A 17,750-nucleotide genomic window follows, 5' to 3' on the forward strand; every position below is an offset into this window, starting at 1 on the left:
ACCATGATCGCATCAGGCTGAAACTCAATGGCCTGAGCCCTGTCAGCTACAGGACTCAGGCTACTGGCTAAAACTGTCCAACTTTTCGGGGGCAGTCCATCCTGTGGGAGCGGGTTCACCCGCGAACACGGGCGAAGCCCGTGCCATCCACGCCGTCAGCAGGTCAGGGTGGTCACCAACCCTGCGGCATACCCCGGCAATGCCGCAAAGTCGCGCGCGCATACCAGCAACTGGCGATTGGCCCATGGTTCCGTCAGGGCCACCCAGTGCAACGGCAACACCCCTTGCCAACGCTTCACTGCAGCCAGCGGCACAATCCCCACTCCGGCTCCGCCCGCAACCATGCGGATCACGCCATCGAACCCTTCGGCACGCACTCGAACCCGCATGCGCCGCCCCTCGCGCAGTGCCTGCTCTTCCAGGTACAACGCCAGTGCACTGCCAGCCCCCAGGCCGACATAGCCATGGGCCAGGCTATCGATGAAGCTCGGCGCGACCTCGTTGGCCAGCGGGTGGCGCTGCGGCGTTACCAGCACCAGCGGGTCTTCGCGAAACGGCCGGGTCTGCAGGTGCGCGCTGGGTGCGGCGGTCGAAACGATGCCCAGGTCTGCCATGCCCTGGGTAATCGACTGCACGATGCGCAGGCTTGGCAACTCCTGCACATCCACGCTGACCCCAGGGTTTGCAGCCAGGTAGCCGGCCAGCAGTTCCGGCAGGTACTCCGTGAGCGCCGCCGTGTTGCACAGCAGGCGCACCTGGCCCTGCTGCCCTTGCGCGTACTGGCTCAGGTCGAACTGCAGGCGTTCGACCTGCTGCGTTATCAGCCGGGCATGCTGTAGCAGTGCCTGGCCTGCCGCGGTTGGCTGCACGCCACGGCGGTTGCGTTCCAGCAAAGGGATGCCCAGCGATGCCTCCATGGCGCGGATGCGTGCACTGGCTGCTGCCAGCGACAGATGGCTGCGGCCGGCACCGGCGGTGATGTTGCCGCACTCCAGGGTGTGCTGGAAAAGCCTGAGGTCGATCAGGTCGAAATGCATGTGGCTCTGTCCTGGCAAGAGTCTGGCTGAGTATATGGCAGATTTTCAGCCCGGCCGGCGCACGCCATCATCGGCCCATGGATACCTTGCTCGCTTTTTACCAGAACATTGGCCCAGCGCTGTCGCTGCTGGTGATACTGACCTTCCTGCTGGCCGGTGCGGTGAAGGGGGTGATCGGCCTAGGCCTGCCGACCATCGCCATGGGCCTGCTGGGCCTGGCTATGTCACCGGCGCAGGCTGCGGCATTGCTGATCGTGCCTTCGACCCTCACGAACTTGTGGCAGCTGGCCAGTGGTGCGCACCTGCGGGGCTTGCTGGTGCGCCTGTGGCCAATGCTGGTGTTGATTTTCGTTGGCACCTTGCTGGGCAGCGCCTGGCTGGGGATCGACAGCGGCCCTTGGGCCGTGCATGCACTGGGCGCGGCCTTGGTGCTGTATGCGCTGTACGGGCTGGTCGGCCCGGGCTTGCGCCTGGCGCCGGGGCGGGAGCGTTGGCTGGGGCCGCTTTGCGGGCTGGTTACGGGCGTGATCACGGCTGCGACCGGGGTATTCGTGATACCGGCGGTGCCCTACCTGCAGAGCCTGGGGTTGAGCCGGGAACAGATGATCCAGGCCCTGGGCCTGTCGTTCACGGTTTCGACCCTGGCCTTGGCCGTTGGCCTGGCCGGGCAGGATGCCCTGGGTGGCCAGGCACTGGGTGCCTCGCTGCTGATGCTGGCGCCGGCCTTGCTCGGCATGCTGGCTGGCCAGTGGCTGCGTCAGCGCATCAGCGCGCTGCTGTTCAAGCGCTGCTTCTTCATCGGCCTTGCCGCACTCGGCGGCCATCTGCTGATCAGCGGTTAGCGCTTGATGCGCTGAGCATGTCGATCATCTGTATGTCGAAATCGCGTTCCAGGTAGTCCATGCGTTTTTCGAAGAACTCGGTCATGTGCGGCAGGGCCGAATGCACATCCAGCGCGGCCTTGTCGGCCCAGACCTCGAAGAACACGAACAGGCTCGGGTCCTGCTTGTCGCGCAGCATGTGGTACTCGATGCAGCCCGGTTCCTGGCGGCTTGGCTCGACGTAGGCGCGGAACAGGGTTTCGAACGCTTCGGCCATTTCCGGGCGAGTCTTGGCTTTGAGGATGAAGGCGTACTGCTCACTCATGGGTCGCTACTCGTTGATGGGAGGTGACGCGATTCTAAAGCAAAAATGTATTGTTAATTCGTGACTTCAGGGCAATTGTATTTTGCCCATGCATTACTATATCCCGCGCCCGCGAGCCTCTAATCTGCCGGCCTGAATTTTCCGCGAGGCCCGCATGAAGAAGATCCTTTTGCTCAACGGTGGTAAACAGTTCGCTCACTCTGACGGTCGCCTCAACGCGACCTTGCACGAAGCGGCCATCGCTCACCTGGACCGGGCCGGTTTCGATGTGCGCCAGACTTTCATCGACGGTGGTTACGACGCCCAGGAAGAGGTGGAGAAGTTCCTCTGGGCTGATGTGGTGATCTACCAGATGCCCGGCTGGTGGATGGGCGCGCCATGGACCGTGAAGAAGTACATCGATGAGGTATTCACCGCAGGCCACGGCAGCCTGTATGCCAACGACGGCCGTACCCGTGCGGACCACTCGCAAAAGTATGGCAGCGGTGGCCTGGTGCACGGCAAGCAGTACATGCTTTCGCTGACCTGGAATGCACCGCAGCAGGCATTCGACGACCCGAGCGATTTCTTCGAGGGCAAGGGGGTGGATGCGGTGTACTTCCCGTTCCACAAGGCCAACCAGTTCCTTGGCATGACCGGGCTGCCGACCTTTTTGGCGGTGGATGTGATGAAACGGCCGGATGTGCCGACTGCCTTGGCGGCCTATGAGGCGCACCTGGACAAGGTATTCGGCAAGGCACGGTAAGGTTCTACCTGTGCCGGCCTCTTTGCGGGTAAACCCGCTCCCACAGGTACTCCACAGTCTTTGAGAACCGTGCAGCACTTGTGGGAGCGGGTTCACCCGCGAAGAGGCCCGTACAGGCACCGCTGGACTTGGCCTCGACAAGCGGCTATCTAATCCCTGCAGAGACCAACCACAGGCGCAGATGTGAAAACCCGATCCGAAGAACTCCAGGTATTCGTTGCCGTCATCGACAGCGGCTCGATTTCCGCCGCTGCCGAGCAGATAGGCCAGACCCCGTCCGCCGTCAGCCGTACCCTGTCGCGCCTTGAAGGCAAGCTGGGCACCACGCTGGTCAACCGCACCACCCGGCGCATGGACCTGACCGAGGAAGGCCGCTTCTTCCTCGAACGCGCGCGGCTGATCCTGGAGCAGATGGACGAGATGGAAGAGCGTCTGTCGATGAATCGCCAGACCCCTACCGGGCGCCTGCGCATCAACGCCGCTGCACCCTTCATGCTGCATGCCATCCTGCCGTGGATCGGCGAGTTTCGCCGCCAATACCCTGGCATCGAACTGGAACTCAATACCGACGACCTGATCATCGACCTGCTGGAGCAGAGCACCGATGTGGCGATCCGCATCGGCGAACTGGCCGACTCCAGCCTGCACGCGCGCAGCCTTGGGTGCAGCCCGGTACAGGTGCTGGCCAGCCCGGCCTACCTCGAGCAGCACGGCACGCCGCAGCGGGTCGAGGACCTGGCCAGCCACTGCCTGCTCGGCTTCAGCCAGCCCGAATCGCTCAACCAATGGCCACTGCGCCATGCCCAGGGTGACCGCTGGAGCATCCGCCCGGCGCTGATCGCCTCCAGTGGCGAGACCCTGCGCCAACTGGCGCTGGCCGGCGAGGGCATCGTCAGCCTGTCGCACTTCATGACCCACGAGGACATCCGCACCGGGCGCCTGCAAGTGCTGCTGAGCGAAGCCAACAACGGCTACCGCCAGCCGATCCATGCGGTGTACTACCGCAACACCCAGCTGGCGCTGCGTATCCAGTGCTTCCTCGATTTCATCCAGCGCAAGTTGGCAATGTACGCCAGCTGAGTTGCCTGAACGCGACAGATCCTGTCCACAGGCGGCGAAACTTCCTGCGGTTGATTGCACAGTCGAAGCGCTTCGGCCTTACTGACTGCTCAACAAAAACAACACCAAGGAAGTGTCATGCGTATTGCTCCGTTCCAGTACCTGGCTCTCGCAGCCGCGATCCTGAGCTGTTCCTCGGTTCATGCCGCCAACCTTGAGGGCGGTGCGGTGGCCGCGCCCGATCAATATGGTGCACAGGTGGCAGCCGACATCCTCAAGAAAGGCGGCAACGCGGTGGATGCTGCAGTGGCCACGGCTTTTACCCTGGCGGTGACTTATCCCGAGGCCGGCAACATCGGTGGTGGCGGGTTCATGACCCTGTTCGTCGACGGCAAGCCCTACTTCCTCGACTACCGCGAAGTCGCGCCCCAGGCCGCCACGCGCAACATGTACCTGGACGAAAAGGGTGAGGTCATCGAGAACCTCAGCCTGGTCGGGGCACGCGCTGCTGGCGTACCGGGCACGGTGATGGGGTTGTGGGAGGCGCACCAGAAGTTCGGCAAGCTGCCCTGGAGCGAGCTGCTGACCCCGGCCATCGGCTATGCGAAAAACGGCTTCAAGGTGGCGGCAAAGCAGTACCAATACCGCAACGATGCCCAAGGCATGTTCAAGACCGCGACCAATTTCAACGACTACTTCGGAAACATGAAGGTCGGCGAGCTGTTCAAGCAACCGGAAATGGCCCAGACCCTGGAACGTATCGCCGACAAGGGCGTGAGCGAGTTCTACCAGGGCAAGACCGCCGACCTGCTGGTGGCGCAGATGCAGGCCGACAAGGGCCTGATCACCAAGCAGGACCTCAAGGACTACAAGGCAGTATGGCGTGAGCCGATGGCCGTGAGCTGGCGTGGCAATGTGGTGTACACCGCGCCACCGCCAAGCTCCGGTGGTGTCGCCCTGGCACAGCTGCTGGGCATCAAGGAAAACCGCGCGGCGGACTTCAAGGGTGTGGCGCACAACTCGGCGCAGTACATACACCTGTTGGCCGAGATCGAGAAGCGCGTGTTCGCCGACCGCGCCGACTACCTTGGTGACCCAGGCTTCACCAAAGTGCCGGTGGATCAGCTGGTGGCCAAGGACTACCTGGCCAAGCGCGCCGCGCAGGTCAACCCGAAGGCCATTTCAGACACCGACAAGGTCAAGCCTGGCCTGGAACCGCACCAGACCACGCACTTCTCGATCGTAGACAAGCAGGGCAATGCGGTCAGCAACACCTACACCCTCAACCTCGACTACGGCAGTGGTGTGGTGGTGAAAGGCGCCGGCTTCCTGCTCAATGACGAGATGGACGATTTCAGCGCCAAGCCGGGGGCGGCGAACGCCTTTGGTGTGGTTGGCGGCGATGCCAATGCCATCGCCCCGGGCAAGCGCATGCTGTCGTCCATGAGCCCCAGCCTGATGACCCGCGATGGCAAGGTCGAGCTGGTCATCGGTACACCGGGTGGCTCGCGGATCTTTACCTCGATCTTCCAGGTGATGAACAACCTGTACGACTACGGCATGCCGCTGGACAAGGCAGTGGCGGCGCAGCGCGTGCACCATCAGTTGCTGCCCAAGGACACCATCTACTTCGACAGCTATGCGCCGCTGACCGGGCCGGTGGCCGATGAACTGAAGAAGATGGGCTATGTGCTGGAGGACCAGGGCTGGGAGATGGGGGATATCCAGGCGATCCGGGTTGATGGGACGAAGCTGGAGACCGCTTCGGATCCGCGTGGGCGTGGGGTAGGGATGGTCGTCAAGTAATACCTGCCAGAATGCTGGGAGGGCTTTGCCCTCCTATCGCGACACAAGGCCGCTCCCACAAAGACCTGCGTACGCCGATCAATGTGGGAGCGGCCTTGTGTCGCGATGGGCCGCAAAGCGGCCCCAGATTCCAGGATCAGACGCGGAACTGGCTGACCAACGTCTGCAACTGCCCACCCAACCGCGCCAGCTCCACGCTGGACGCCGCCGTCTCGTCACTGGCCGCCGCCGTCTGCTCCGACACATCGCGCACATTCAGGATGCTGCGGCTGATCTCCTCCGCCACCGCACTCTGCTGCTCCGCTGCTGCGGCGATCTGCTGGTTCATCGACTGGATGCTCGACACCGTGCTGGTGATGCTCTCCAGCGAGGCCCCGGCCTTGCGCGCCAGCTCGACGCTGCTGTCGGTCAGGGTTCGGCTGCCGTGCATGGCCGTAGCCACTTGCTGGGTCCCATGTTGCAGGCTGGCGATCAGCTCTTCGATCTCTTCGGTGGATTTCTGTGTGCGCTGGGCCAGGCCGCGCACTTCATCGGCGACCACGGCAAAACCACGGCCGGCCTCGCCGGCACGCGCCGCCTCGATCGCTGCGTTCAGCGCCAGCAGGTTGGTCTGTTCGGCCACCGACTTGATCACGTCCATCACGCTGCCGATCTTCTGGCTTTCCTGCTGTAGCAGGTTCATGGCTTCGGTGGATCGGTGCATGTCTTCGGCCAGGCGCTCGATCTGGCCAATCGCTTCGCCCACCACGCGATCGCCGGCACGGGCTTCGTCATCGGCGCCGGTGGCGGCATGCGAGGCCTGTTCGGCATTGCGTGCCACTTCCTGAACGGTAGCGGCCATTTCGTGCATGGCGGTGGCAACCTGGTCGGTCTCGACCTTCTGGCTGTTGGCGCCGGCGCTGGTCTGCTCGGTCACAGCCGACAATTCCTCGGCAGCGCTGGCGATCTGGGTGACGCCGTCGCGGATGCCGCTGATCAGCTCGCGCAAAGTGGTGCCCATGCGGGCGATGCCTTGTTGCAGTACGCCCAGTTCGTCGCGACGGGTAACACGCAGGTGCTGGGTGAGGTCGCCGCTGGCGATCTTCTCCACTGCCACCATGGTGTCGCGCAGCGGGCGGGTGATCTGCCGGGTGATCAGCACTGCCGCCAGCACGCCGACCAGCAGCGCCAGCAGCGTGGCGATGGCCTGCAGGCTGCGGGCCTGGGTGCTCTCGATGTCACGGCGCTGCAGCTGGATCTGGTACAGCGCGTCGCTGCGCTTGACGATGTCGGCACCCTGCACGGTCATTTCGGCGCGCGCAGTGGTGATGTTGGCGACCGCATCGCGGAACTGGCGCACGGCGTCACGGTAGGCCAGCACCGAGCCCTCGAACTGTTGCAGGCGTGTGTCTTCAGCCGGCAGCTGGCGCTTGAGGTTGTCGATTTCGGCCAGGGCGGTGTCCAGCTGGCGCAGGGCGGCCTGCTCGTTGGCGGCGCTGTTTTCGGCAATGTAGCCGCGTACATCGATGCGCACCTGCAGCAGTTGCTGGCGGGCCTTGCTGATCAACTGATACTGGGCCAGGCGCACGCTGTCGGCTTCGGGGCGCGCCATGACTTCCTGGCTGAGAGCGTCCATGGCCTGGTCGGCGCGGCTGGCCGAACCGTCCATGGCCGTGCGCGCGGTGCGGGTGGCGTCGTAGCCCTGGCGCATCTTGTTCAGCGACACCTTGTAGGCGCTGATGGTCTCGCCCAGTTCACCCAGCAGCTTGATGTTTTCCGGGCTCTTGAAGGTGCTGGCCAGGTAGGCCTGCTGCTTGCTGAAGGCGTCCAGCTTGGTCTGGGTGTTGGCGGCGGCGGCATCGTCGCCATTGGCGATCATGTACTGCAGGCGGGCAATGCGCAGGTCGGTCAGGTCCTTGTTGAGCTGGCCGATATCGCCCATCCAGTTGCTGCGGTCGATCAGGCTGCCCAGGCTGGTCCAGCCGGTCAGGGCCAGCAGGCCGGTGAGGATCAGTACCAGGCCGAAGCCCAGGCCGAGTTTGAGGTTGACGCTGATGTTGGCGAACCAGCTGTTCATGCACGCTCTCCAGAAGTTGTTTTCGCTCGCTTGATCTTCGATCGCCAGGCGTTGTTGTTCTGGATGCCCGCTGATTCGTGCAGGGGTTATCGGCAGTGATGAAGGAAGCTGAAACGCTTTTTCAGCAGATTTGTAACTGGCTTGATTGAGGGCTGCCTTGCAGCCCTTCGCGGGCGACGCGGTGGATGGCACCGGCTTTGCCGGTGTTCGCGGCTAAAGCCGCTCCCACAGGGATCGCGTCGGTTTGCGAATTTATTCAAAGGTTGCGTGCACTGAAGGTATCGCAGCGGTTCACCTCACCCTCGGCAAACCCTGTCTTGAACCAGCGCACCCGCTGCGCCGAGGTGCCATGGGTGAACGAGTCCGGTACCACGCGTCCGCGGCCCTGCTGCTGCAGGCGGTCATCGCCAATGGCATTGGCCGCGTTGAGCGCCTCTTCGACGTCACCCGGTTCCAGCCAGTTCAGGCGCTTCTGGGCCTGGTAGGCCCATACCCCGGCCAGGCAGTCGGCCTGCAGCTCCTGGCGCACCAGCAGGCCATTGTCACCTTCCATGCGCTGCCCACTGCGGCGCGCGGCATCGACTTTGGCCGACACGCCCAGCAGGGTCTGCACGTGATGGCCGATTTCGTGGGCGATCACGTAGGCCTGGGCAAAATCGCCGGCTGCGGCGAAGCGGGTTTCCATTTCGCGGAAGAACGACATGTCCAGGTAGACCCGTTGGTCCGCCGGGCAGTAGAACGGCCCCACCGCCGCCGAGGCAAAGCCACAGGCCGAATTGACCTGGCCGCTGAACAGCACCAGCTTGGGGTCGCGGTACTGCTTGCCGCCCTCGGCGAACAGGGCTTTCCAGGTGTCTTCGGTATCGCCCAGGATCGAGGCGACGAACTCGGCCTGCTGGTCGTTGGCCGGCGGGGCTTTGCCGCCCGCGCTGCTGGGCGCCTGCTGTTGTTGCTGCTCCATCTGGCCGGCGAGCTGGCCAAGAATCTGCAGCGGGTCCTGGCCGGTGAGCCAGCCGATGCCGACAATCAGCAGCACCGCACCAAGCCCCAGCCCCTTGCCGCCGCCGAAACGCATGCCGCCGCCACCACCTTCGCCTCGGGCATCGACCACATTGTCGCTGCGTCGGCCTTTTCGCCAATCCATGAATGCTCTCCGGAGCGTGAAACAAGAAGACAAAGATTAGTCCACGACGGCGGCGAGTGTCAGGCCAAGATGCTTATGCATAACCAAATGGTTATGTTTGGTGTAGCTGATTTCAATATTCATTGCGCGCGACCTGCCTGAAACTGCATGTGGGAGCGGGCTTGCCCGCGAAAGGGTTTCAAATCACCCCCCGCGCATTTCCATAATTCCAAGAGAGGAAACCGGCATGCCCGCCCAGGACAACAGCCGCTTCGTGATCCGTGATCGCAACTGGCACCCGAAAGCCCTTACGCCTGACTACAAGACTTCTATTGCCCGCTCGCCACGCCAGGCATTGGTCAGCATTCCGCAATCGATCAGCGAAACCACCGGCCCGGACTTTTCCCACCTGGGCTTCGGCGCCCATGACCATGACCTGCTGCTGAACTTCAACAACGGCGGCTTGCCGATCGGCGAGCGAATCATCGTCGCCGGCCGTGTCGTCGACCAGTACGGCAAGCCTGTGCCGAACACCCTGGTGGAAATGTGGCAGGCCAACGCCGGTGGCCGCTACCGTCACAAGAACGACCGCTACCTGGCGCCGCTGGACCCGAACTTCGGTGGCGTTGGCCGTTGCCTGACCGACCGTGATGGCTACTACAGCTTCCGCACCATCAAGCCGGGCCCGTACCCATGGCGCAACGGCCCGAACGATTGGCGTCCGGCGCACATCCACTTCGCCATCAGCGGCCCGTCGATCGCCACCAAGTTGATCACCCAGCTGTACTTCGAGGGTGACCCGCTGATCCCGATGTGCCCGATCGTCAAGTCGATCGCCAACCCGCAAGCCGTGCAGCAGTTGATCGCCAAGCTCGACATGAGCAACGCCAACCCGATGGACTGCCTGGCCTACCGCTTCGACATCGTGCTGCGCGGCCAGCGCAAGACCCACTTCGAAAACTGCTGAGGACCCCGCCATGCCAATCGAACTGCTGCCGGAAACCCCTTCGCAGACCGCCGGCCCCTACGTGCACATCGGCCTGGCCCTGGAAGCGGCCGGCAACCCGACCCGCGACCAGGAAATCTGGAACCGCTTGGCCAAGCCGGACGCGCCCGGCGAGCATATTCTGCTGATCGGCCATGTGTATGACGGCAATGGCCACCTGGTGAGGGACTCGTTCCTGGAGCTCTGGCAAGCCGACGCCAACGGTGAGTACCAGGATGCCTACAACCTGGAAAACGCCTTCAACAGCTTTGGCCGCACAGCTACCACCTTTGACGCGGGTGAGTGGACGGCGCATACGGTGAAGCCAGGTGTGGTGAAAAACGCCGCCGGTGTGCCAATGGCACCGCACATCAACATCAGCCTGTTTGCCCGGGGGATCAACATCCACCTGCACACGCGCCTGTATTTCGATGATGAGGCCGAGGCCAATGCCAAGTGCCCGGTGCTCAACCTGATCGAGCAGCCGCAGCGGCGCGAGACACTGGTGGCCAAGCGTTGCGAGGTGGACGGGAAGACGGCGTATCGCTTCGATATCCGTATTCAGGGGGAAGGGGAGACGGTGTTCTTCGACTTCTGAGTGAAGCCTGGGGCCGCTTTGCGGCCCATCGCCGGCAAGCCAGCTCCCACAGGGACTGCACAGGCCTTGAGGGCAGCGCGGTCGGTGTGGGAGCTGGCTTGCCGGCGATGGGCTGCAAAGCAGCCCCGGCTGTCTGAAGGTCAGCGCCGAACCAGCAGAACCCCACTCTCCATATGGTGGGTATAGGGGAACTGGTCAAACAACGCACATCGTTCGATGCGGTGGGTGTCCTGCAACTGGGCAATGTTCGCCGCCAGTGTCTCCGGGTTGCACGAGATGTACAGGATCCGCTCGAAACGCCGAGTCAGCTCGCAGGTATCCGGGTCCATCCCCGCCCGCGGCGGGTCGACGAACACCGTACCGAACTCGTAGCTCTTCAGGTCGATGCCTTCCAGCCGGCGGAATGGCCGAACCTCATTCAGTGCCTGGGTCAGCTCTTCTGCCGACAGGCGCACCAGCCGCACGTTATCCACTGCGTTCTCATCGAGGTTGCTCAGCGCGGCATTGACCGACGTCTTGCTGATCTCCGTGGCCAGCACCTGGCGCACGCGGGTGGCCAGCGGCAGGGTGAAGTTACCGTTGCCGCAGTACAGCTCCAGCAGGTCGTCGTCGCGCTCGCCGATGGCCTCGAAGGCCCAGCTCAGCATCTTCTGGTTCACCGCGCCGTTGGGCTGGGTGAACGCGCCTTCCGGCTGGCGGTAGCTGAACACACGACCAGCGACTTCGAGTCTTTCCACCGCGTAGTCACGGCCGATGACCAGGCGCTTGCCCTTGGAGCGGCCGATGATGCTCACGCCCAGCTCTTCGGCCAGCTGCCGTGCGGCCGTTTCCCAGGCCTCGTCCAGCGGGCGGTGGTAGCACAGGGTGACCATGGCATCGCCAGCCAAGGTGGTGAGGAACTCCACCTGGAACAGGCGGTTGCCCAGCTCTTCGCTGGCCTGCCAGGCCGCCTTCAGGCGCGGCATCAGTGCATTGATGCGCTGGCTGGCAATGGGGAAGTCGTCGATCAGGATCGCCTTGTGCTTCTCGCCCGGGGCGAACATGGCGTAGTGGCGCTGGCCATCCTCGCGCCACAGGCGGAATTCGGCGCGCAGGCGGTAATGCTCGCGCGGCGAGTCGAAAACAGCCGGCTCCGGCGCGCCGAACGGCGCCAGCAGCTCGCGCAGCCGGGCCACCTTGGCGTCCAGCTGGGTGGTGTAGGAGGAGGGGTCGAAAGCAGCACTCATGCGTTGAACCAGCCCAGCTTGATGACGAACAGGATGGAAAGGATCACCAAGGCCGGGTTCAGGTCGCGGTGGCGGCCGGAGATCAGCTTGACGGCGGTCCAGGAAATGAAGCCGAAGGCGATGCCGTTGGCGATCGAATAGGTCAGCGGCATGGCCAGGGCGGTCACTACCACCGGTGCGGCTTCGGTGACGTCGTCCCAGTTTATTTCTGCCAGGCCCGAGGCCATCAGCACCGCGACGAACAGCAGCGCCGGGGCGGTGGCGAAGGCCGGCACGCTACCGGCCAGCGGGGCGAAGAACAGCGCCAGCAGGAACAGCATGGCGACCACGATGGCGGTCAGGCCGGTACGGCCACCGGCGCTCACGCCCGCGGCGGATTCGATGTAGCTGGTGGTGGTCGAGGTGCCCAGCAGGGAGCCGGCCATGGCGGCGGTGCTGTCGGCGATCAGGGCGCGGCCCATCTTCGGCATGTGGCCGTCCTTGCCCATCAGCCCGGCGCGCTTGGCCACGCCGATCAGGGTGCCGGAGTTGTCGAACAGGTCGACGAACAGGAAGGCGAAGATCACGCTGACCAGGCCCACGTCCAGTGCGCCGGCGATGTCCAGCTGCAGGAAGGTCGGGGCCAGCGACGGCGGCATCGAGACCACGCCACCGAAAGGCGTCACGCCCATCAGGATCGAGGCGATGGTCACGGCGAGAATGCCGATCAGCACCGCGCCGCGCACTTTCAGCGACTCGAGGCCGACGATCAGGAAGAAGCCCAGGGTGGCGAGGATCGGTGCTGGCTGCTTGAGGTCGCCCAGGCCTACCAGGGTGGCTGGGTTGTCGACGACGATGCCTGCGTTATGCAGGGCGATCAGCGCCAGGAACAGGCCAATACCTGCGGCAATGGCCGAACGCAGCGGCAGCGGGATGCTGTTCACGATCCATTCGCGGATGCGGAAGATCGACAGCAGGAAGAACATCACCGCCGACAGGAACACCGCACCCAGTGCCACCTGCCAGGTGTGGCCCATGTGCAGGACCACGGTGTAGGTGAAGAACGCGTTCAGGCCCATACCCGGCGCCAGTGCGATCGGGTAGTTGGCGATCAGGCCCATGGTCACGGAGCCGATGGCCGCAGCCAGGCAGGTGGCGACGAAGATCGCGCCCTTGTCCATGCCGGTCTCGCCGAGGATGCTCGGGTTGACGAACAGGATGTAGGCCATGGCCAGGAAGGTGGTGACGCCCGCGAGAATCTCGGTGCGCACGTTGGTGTTGTGTGCTTTTAGTTGAAACAGCCTTTCCAGCATGCCCGCTCCCCGAGGCGCCCCCGGCGCCATGAATGTATCGACCCCATCAGCAAAGCACAGACCGTACCGGTTGCCGTGGTTTTGTGTGGGGCGGAAAAAAGCCGCGCATCATACCAGCATGCTTGGCGGGGGCCTATCGCCGTTGGGGAATGGTTTCTCTATAGCCTGTACCGGCCCTTTCGCGGGCTTGCCCGCTCCCACAGGGACACCGCAGGGCCTGAGGGCGGCGCGGTCCTTGTGGGAGCGGGCAAGCCCGCGAAGAGGCCGGCACAGGCGAGCGATCAACCGTTATGCAACCGGTCCCGCTTGGCCAGTGTGGGGAACAGTCTTATCCACACCCCGGTCACCACCAAAGTACCCACCCCACCCAGCACCACCGCCGGCACCGTCCCAAACCAGTGCGCCGTTACCCCCGATTCGAACTCGCCGAGCTGATTCGAAGCACCAATGAACAAGCCGTTAACCGCGCTCACCCGCCCGCGCATTTCATCCGGCGTCTCCAGCTGCACGAAAGCGCCGCGGATGACCATGCTGATCATGTCCGCTGCGCCCAGCACTACCAGCACCGCCAGCGAGAACCAGAACGAGGTCGACAGGCCAAAGGCGATGGTCGCCACGCCGAATACACCGACTGCCGTGAACATGGTCCGCCCCACGTTGCGCTCGAACGGGAAGCGCGCCAGCCACAGCGACATCAGCAACGCCCCCACCGCTGGCGCCGAGCGCAGCAGGCCCAGGCCCAGCGGGCCGGTCAGCAGGATGTCCTTGGCGAACACCGGCAGCAGCGCGGTGGCCCCGCCCAGCAGCACGGCGAACAGGTCCAGCGAGATGGCGCCGAGGATGTCGGGCCGGCTGCGAATGAAGCGGATGCCGGCCAGCAGCGATTCAATGCTGGCGCGTCCGCGCTGGGCCACCTGGCCGCGTGCCTGCAGGCTCAGGGTCAGCACGCAGGCGATGGCGTAAAGGGCGACGGTGGGGCCGTATACCCAGATGCTGCCGAAGGCATACAGGAAGCCGCCCACCGCCGGTGCCACGATGGTTGCCGACTGGGTGGCCGAGGCGGAAGCCGCCACCGCGCGTGGGAACAGCCCGGCCGGTACCACGTTGGGCAGCAGCGCCTGGGTTGCCGGCATTTCGAACGAACGTGTGGCACCGAGCAGGAAGGCGAGGGCGAAGATCAGCTCGCGGGTGACGTTGTCGGTGGCGCTACCCAGCGCCAATGCCAGGGCAATCAGCCCCTGCAGGCTCTGGCACAGCGCAGCGACCTTGCGCCGGTCATAGCGGTCGGCGACATGCCCGGTGTGCAGCATGAACAGCACCCGTGGGGCGAACTCGACCAGGCCGACCAGGCCCAGGTCCAGCACGTTGCCGGTCAACTGGTAGAGGTGCCAGCCAATGGCCACGGTGAGCATCTGGAAGCCGCTGGCGGTGAACACACGGGCTAGCCAGAAGGCCAGGAAAGGGCGGTGGTGACGCAACAACTGCGGTGCGGAATCGGACATCGGAAACCAGGGGCCTCGGCGCAGTAGAGGGGTGCGCAGCGTATCATCTGTTTGTAACAAACAGTTACTGTTTGCCGGGGGCGGCACTTTTTCACGCGTCATGAAAGGGGGTGGGGCAACCGGTCACGCGGCAATCAACCACACGGCCCGGCGGGCCATTCAGGACTATGCTTCCTATCAATCGTTGATCTGGGTCAATCGTTCCAGATGTAACGATCGGGCCCTCGGGCCGAAATCCCTGCGATCGAACAGAACAATTCCAACGCGCCGCACTCGACTACCGTGGGGGCAGTGGGCGATTGGGCCAGCGGCCCGGACGCCGGATTATCTGAAGAGGAAGCACCATGTTCGGAATAGAGGCCCTAGAGCTCGCCCGAATGCAGTTTGCCTTTACCGTGTCGTTCCATATCCTGTTCCCGGCCATCACCATTGGCCTGGCGAGCTACCTGGCAGTCCTCGAAGGCCTCTGGCTGCGGACCAACAACCAGGTCTACCGTGACCTTTATCACTTCTGGTCGAAAATCTTCGCCGTCAACTTCGGCATGGGCGTGGTCTCTGGCCTGGTCATGGCCTACCAGTTCGGTACCAACTGGAGCCGCTTCTCCGACTTCGCCGGCGCCATTACCGGCCCGCTGCTCACCTACGAGGTGCTGACCGCGTTCTTCCTCGAGGCTGGCTTCCTGGGGGTCATGCTGTTTGGCTGGAACCGCGTCGGCCGTGGCCTGCACTTCTTCTCCACGGTGATGGTTGCGCTCGGCACCCTGGTCTCGACCTTCTGGATCCTCGCCTCCAACAGTTGGATGCAGACCCCGCAAGGTCACGAGATCATAGATGGCCGTGTGGTGCCGGTGGACTGGCTGGCGGTGGTATTCAACCCCTCGTTCCCCTACCGCCTGATGCACATGGCCACTGCCGCGTTCGTCGCCACCGCGTTCTTCGTCGGTGCCTCGGCGGCCTGGCACCTGCTGCGCGGGCGTGACAACCCGGCGGTGCGCAAGATGCTGTCGATGGCCATGTGGATGGCGCTGATCGTCGCCCCGATCCAGGCGGTGATCGGTGACTTCCATGGCCTCAATACCCTCAAGCACCAGCCGGTGAAAATCGCCGCGATCGAAGGCCACTGGGAGAATGTGCCCGGCGAGCCAACCCCGCTGATTCTGTTCGGTATCCCCGACATGCAGGCCGAAACCACTCGCTTCAAGCTCGAGATCCCGGCGCTCGGCAGCCTGATCCTGACCCACAGCCTGGACAAGCAGGTGCCAGCGATGAAGGAGTTCCCGCCCGAAGACCGGCCCAACTCGACCATCGTCTTCTGGTCGTTCCGGATCATGGTCGGGCTGGGCTTCCTGATGATCTTCGTCGGCCTGTGGAGCCTCTGGCTGCGCAAGCGCGGCACGCTCTACACCTCGCGGCCGTTCCTGCACCTGGCCTTGTGGATGGGGCCTTCCGGGCTGATCGCGCTGCTGGCCGGCTGGTTCACCACCGAAATCGGCCGTCAGCCCTGGGTGGTGTATGGCCTGATGCGCACCGCAGACGGTGTGTCCAACCACAGTTACGCCCAGCTCGGCTTCACCTTGGTGGCATTCGTGGTGGTGTACTTCGCACTGTTCGGCACCGGCCTTGGCTACATGATGCGCCTGGTGCGCAAAGGGCCGCAGACCGGTGAGGGTGACGAGCACAACCCTGGTGGCCCTGGCACCAAACGCACCCCGGCGCGGCCGCTGTCCGCCGCCGATGATGGCCACGAGGCCAACTCTGCCAGCCTGAGCAAGGGGAACTGAGCCATGGGTATCGACCTTCCGCTGATCTGGGCCGTGATCATCATCTTCGGCGTCATGATGTACGTGGTGATGGATGGTTTCGACCTGGGGATCGGCATGCTTTTCCCGTTCGTGAAGGGCGAGCATGACCGCGATGTGATGATGAACACCGTCGCCCCCGTATGGGACGGTAACGAAACCTGGCTTGTGCTGGGTGGTGCCGGGCTGTTCGGAGCGTTCCCGATGGCTTACTCGGTGGTGCTGGAGGCACTGTACCTGCCATTGATCCTGATGCTGATCGGCCTGATCTTCCGCGGCGTGGCTTTCGAGTTCCGCTTCAAGGCCAAGGCCGACAAGCGCCACATCTGGGACAAGGCGTTCATCTGGGGCTCTCTGGTCGCCACCTTCTTCCAGGGCGTGGCGCTGGGTGCCTTCCTCGAAGGCTTCAAGGTGGTCGACCGGCATTTTGCCGGTGGCACCCTTGACTGGCTGACCCCGTTCAGCCTGTTCTGCGGCCTGGGGCTGATCGTTGCCTACACCCTTTTGGGCTGCACCTGGCTGATCATGAAGACCGAAGGGGCGCTGCAGCAGAAGATGCACGACATCGCCCGGCCGCTGGCGCTGGTGCTGCTGGTGGTGATCGGCATCGTCAGCCTGTGGACACCGATTGCCTACCCGCAGATCGCCGAGCGCTGGTTCAGCATGCCTAACCTGGTCTGGTTCATGCCGGTGCCGATCCTGGTGCTGGTAACCTTCTACGGGTTGCTCAAGGCGGTGGCGCGCAATGCGCACTACACGCCGTTCCTGCTGACGTTGGTGCTGATCTTCCTCGGCTACAGCGGCCTGGGCATAAGCCTGTGGCCGAACATAATCCCGCCGTCGATCTCGATCTGGGATGCCGCGGCGCCACCGCAGAGCCAGGGCTTCATGCTGGTGGGCACACTGTTCATCCTGCCGTTCATCCTCATGTACACCTTCTGGAGCTACTACGTGTTCCGCGGCAAGGTGACCCATGAAGACGGCTATCACTAGGAGGGCCGCATGATGACCGGCAAGCACGGCTTGGACGAGAAGAAACCCCTGTGGCAGCGCCTGGGCTGGCTGCTGTTGATCTGGGCAATGAGCGTGGCGGCCCTCGGCGTGGCGGCCTACGTGATGCGCCTGTTCATGGGGGCAGCGGGGCTGACCACCCATTGAGGCAAGCCTGTTCTGGCCCTATCGCCGGCAAGCCAGCTCCCACAGGTACTGCACTGCCCTTGAATGCAGTGCAGTACCTGTGGGAGCAACTGTCTTGCTCAATTTCTAAAAGCTGGCGCGATCCCTGTGGGAGCGGGCTTGCCCGCGAACACGGGCGAAGCCCGTGCCATCCATCGCGGTGTCTTCTTCGCGGGTAACCCGCTCCCACAGGGATCACG

At 63.8% G+C, this 17,750-nt stretch carries 16 protein-coding genes; 9 read left to right on the forward strand and 7 right to left on the reverse strand.

Annotated elements, in window-relative coordinates; translation table 11 throughout:
• Window positions 1–155 precede the first annotated feature (155 nt).
• Window positions 156–1,037 carry a LysR substrate-binding domain-containing protein gene (locus CAF92_RS25915; RefSeq protein ID WP_046616370.1) on the reverse strand — a complete coding sequence of 294 codons (882 nt, stop codon included), beginning with the start codon at window positions 1,035–1,037 and terminating at the stop codon, window positions 156–158.
• Between the two features lie 77 nt (window positions 1,038–1,114).
• Here CAF92_RS25915 and CAF92_RS25920 point away from each other — a divergent pair, with 77 nt between their 5' ends.
• On the forward strand, window positions 1,115–1,879 hold the full coding sequence (locus CAF92_RS25920) for a sulfite exporter TauE/SafE family protein (protein ID WP_085602319.1): 765 nt from the start codon (window positions 1,115–1,117) through the stop codon (window positions 1,877–1,879).
• Here the strand turns inward: CAF92_RS25920 and CAF92_RS25925 are convergent.
• Window positions 1,869–2,183, reverse strand: a complete 315-nt coding sequence (locus tag CAF92_RS25925; RefSeq protein WP_085602320.1) for a putative quinol monooxygenase — start codon at window positions 2,181–2,183, stop codon at window positions 1,869–1,871. The genes CAF92_RS25920 and CAF92_RS25925 overlap by 11 nt on opposite strands.
• A gap of 154 nt (window positions 2,184–2,337) precedes the next feature.
• On the opposite strand from CAF92_RS25925, the gene CAF92_RS25930 reads away from it, so the two are divergent.
• The 3 genes from CAF92_RS25930 to ggt all read left to right on the forward strand — a co-directional run bounded on the left by CAF92_RS25930 (window position 2,338) and on the right by ggt (window position 5,793).
• Window positions 2,338–2,928, forward strand: coding sequence for an NAD(P)H-dependent oxidoreductase (locus CAF92_RS25930; protein ID WP_046616367.1), 591 nt, complete (start codon window positions 2,338–2,340; stop codon window positions 2,926–2,928).
• A 183-nt stretch (window positions 2,929–3,111) separates the two neighbouring features.
• Window positions 3,112–4,008: a LysR substrate-binding domain-containing protein gene (locus tag CAF92_RS25935; RefSeq protein WP_046616366.1), complete on the forward strand. Its 897-nt coding sequence runs from the start codon at window positions 3,112–3,114 to the stop codon at window positions 4,006–4,008.
• A gap of 117 nt (window positions 4,009–4,125) precedes the next feature.
• Window positions 4,126–5,793: a gamma-glutamyltransferase gene (gene ggt / locus CAF92_RS25940; protein WP_085602321.1), complete on the forward strand. Its 1,668-nt coding sequence runs from the start codon at window positions 4,126–4,128 to the stop codon at window positions 5,791–5,793.
• Between the two features lie 136 nt (window positions 5,794–5,929).
• On the opposite strand, the gene CAF92_RS25945 is transcribed toward ggt, so the two are convergent.
• Window positions 5,930–7,849: a methyl-accepting chemotaxis protein gene (locus CAF92_RS25945; protein WP_046616364.1), complete on the reverse strand. Its 1,920-nt coding sequence runs from the start codon at window positions 7,847–7,849 to the stop codon at window positions 5,930–5,932.
• 256 nt (window positions 7,850–8,105) lie between these two features.
• A complete protein-coding gene (locus CAF92_RS25950) occupies window positions 8,106–8,993 on the reverse strand; it encodes a neutral zinc metallopeptidase (RefSeq protein ID WP_015271806.1) in 888 nt (295 codons plus the stop codon).
• Window positions 8,994–9,219: 226 nt separating this feature from the next.
• Here CAF92_RS25950 and pcaH point away from each other — a divergent pair, with 226 nt between their 5' ends.
• Window positions 9,220–9,939: a protocatechuate 3,4-dioxygenase subunit beta gene (gene pcaH / locus CAF92_RS25955; protein ID WP_003251597.1), complete on the forward strand. Its 720-nt coding sequence runs from the start codon at window positions 9,220–9,222 to the stop codon at window positions 9,937–9,939.
• 10 nt (window positions 9,940–9,949) lie between these two features.
• Entirely contained in the window at window positions 9,950–10,555 is a 606-nt protein-coding gene (pcaG, locus tag CAF92_RS25960) for a protocatechuate 3,4-dioxygenase subunit alpha (RefSeq protein ID WP_046616363.1), read from the forward strand.
• Window positions 10,556–10,695: 140 nt separating this feature from the next.
• Here pcaG and trmA read toward each other — a convergent pair whose 3' ends face one another.
• From trmA to CAF92_RS25975, 3 genes are all read right to left on the reverse strand, one after another.
• Complete coding sequence (gene trmA / locus CAF92_RS25965) at window positions 10,696–11,781, reverse strand: tRNA (uridine(54)-C5)-methyltransferase TrmA (RefSeq protein ID WP_046616362.1); 1,086 nt, start codon at window positions 11,779–11,781, stop codon at window positions 10,696–10,698.
• Window positions 11,778–13,073, reverse strand: a complete 1,296-nt coding sequence (locus tag CAF92_RS25970; protein ID WP_046616361.1) for an NCS2 family permease — start codon at window positions 13,071–13,073, stop codon at window positions 11,778–11,780. The genes trmA and CAF92_RS25970 overlap by 4 nt, the downstream gene beginning before the upstream one ends.
• 281 nt (window positions 13,074–13,354) lie before the next feature.
• Window positions 13,355–14,575, reverse strand: coding sequence for an MFS transporter (locus CAF92_RS25975; protein WP_046616360.1), 1,221 nt, complete (start codon window positions 14,573–14,575; stop codon window positions 13,355–13,357).
• 344 nt (window positions 14,576–14,919) lie between these two features.
• Between CAF92_RS25975 and CAF92_RS25980 the strand changes: the two genes are divergently transcribed.
• Genes CAF92_RS25980 through CAF92_RS25990 form a run of 3 tightly spaced genes read left to right on the forward strand, consistent with a single transcriptional unit; the run spans window position 14,920 to window position 17,532 of the window.
• Window positions 14,920–16,356 carry a cytochrome ubiquinol oxidase subunit I gene (locus tag CAF92_RS25980; RefSeq protein WP_046616359.1) on the forward strand — a complete coding sequence of 479 codons (1,437 nt, stop codon included), beginning with the start codon at window positions 14,920–14,922 and terminating at the stop codon, window positions 16,354–16,356.
• 3 nt (window positions 16,357–16,359) lie between these two features.
• The gene (gene cydB, locus CAF92_RS25985) at window positions 16,360–17,367 is read left to right on the forward strand and encodes a cytochrome d ubiquinol oxidase subunit II (protein WP_085602322.1); all 1,008 of its coding nucleotides are present in this window, start codon (window positions 16,360–16,362) and stop codon (window positions 17,365–17,367) included.
• Between the two features lie 9 nt (window positions 17,368–17,376).
• Window positions 17,377–17,532, forward strand: a complete 156-nt coding sequence (locus tag CAF92_RS25990; protein WP_008094148.1) for a DUF2474 domain-containing protein — start codon at window positions 17,377–17,379, stop codon at window positions 17,530–17,532.
• The last annotated feature ends 218 nt before the right edge of the window (window positions 17,533–17,750 follow it).

Origin of the sequence: Pseudomonas sp. B10(2017) (assembly GCF_002113295.1) — a bacterium.
In the GTDB taxonomy this organism is placed as follows: Bacteria; Pseudomonadota; Gammaproteobacteria; order Pseudomonadales; family Pseudomonadaceae; genus Aquipseudomonas; species Aquipseudomonas pudica.

Excerpts from the sequence above, each read along its gene's own strand:
- cydB (WP_085602322.1), top strand. The coding sequence starts at position 16,360 with ATGGGTATCGACCTTCCGCTGATCTGGGCCGTGATCATCATCTTCGGC.
- CAF92_RS25970 (WP_046616361.1), bottom strand. The coding sequence starts at position 13,073 with ATGCTGGAAAGGCTGTTTCAACTAAAAGCACACAACACCAACGTGCGC.
- CAF92_RS25980 (WP_046616359.1), top strand. The coding sequence starts at position 14,920 with ATGTTCGGAATAGAGGCCCTAGAGCTCGCCCGAATGCAGTTTGCCTTT.
- CAF92_RS25915 (WP_046616370.1), bottom strand. The coding sequence starts at position 1,037 with ATGCATTTCGACCTGATCGACCTCAGGCTTTTCCAGCACACCCTGGAG.
- pcaG (WP_046616363.1), top strand. The coding sequence starts at position 9,950 with ATGCCAATCGAACTGCTGCCGGAAACCCCTTCGCAGACCGCCGGCCCC.
- CAF92_RS25930 (WP_046616367.1), top strand. The coding sequence starts at position 2,338 with ATGAAGAAGATCCTTTTGCTCAACGGTGGTAAACAGTTCGCTCACTCT.
- trmA (WP_046616362.1), bottom strand. The coding sequence starts at position 11,781 with ATGAGTGCTGCTTTCGACCCCTCCTCCTACACCACCCAGCTGGACGCC.
- CAF92_RS25975 (WP_046616360.1), bottom strand. The coding sequence starts at position 14,575 with ATGTCCGATTCCGCACCGCAGTTGTTGCGTCACCACCGCCCTTTCCTG.
- CAF92_RS25950 (WP_015271806.1), bottom strand. The coding sequence starts at position 8,993 with ATGGATTGGCGAAAAGGCCGACGCAGCGACAATGTGGTCGATGCCCGA.
- CAF92_RS25990 (WP_008094148.1), top strand. The coding sequence starts at position 17,377 with ATGATGACCGGCAAGCACGGCTTGGACGAGAAGAAACCCCTGTGGCAG.
- pcaH (WP_003251597.1), top strand. The coding sequence starts at position 9,220 with ATGCCCGCCCAGGACAACAGCCGCTTCGTGATCCGTGATCGCAACTGG.
- CAF92_RS25920 (WP_085602319.1), top strand. The coding sequence starts at position 1,115 with ATGGATACCTTGCTCGCTTTTTACCAGAACATTGGCCCAGCGCTGTCG.
- CAF92_RS25925 (WP_085602320.1), bottom strand. The coding sequence starts at position 2,183 with ATGAGTGAGCAGTACGCCTTCATCCTCAAAGCCAAGACTCGCCCGGAA.
- ggt (WP_085602321.1), top strand. The coding sequence starts at position 4,126 with ATGCGTATTGCTCCGTTCCAGTACCTGGCTCTCGCAGCCGCGATCCTG.
- CAF92_RS25945 (WP_046616364.1), bottom strand. The coding sequence starts at position 7,849 with ATGAACAGCTGGTTCGCCAACATCAGCGTCAACCTCAAACTCGGCCTG.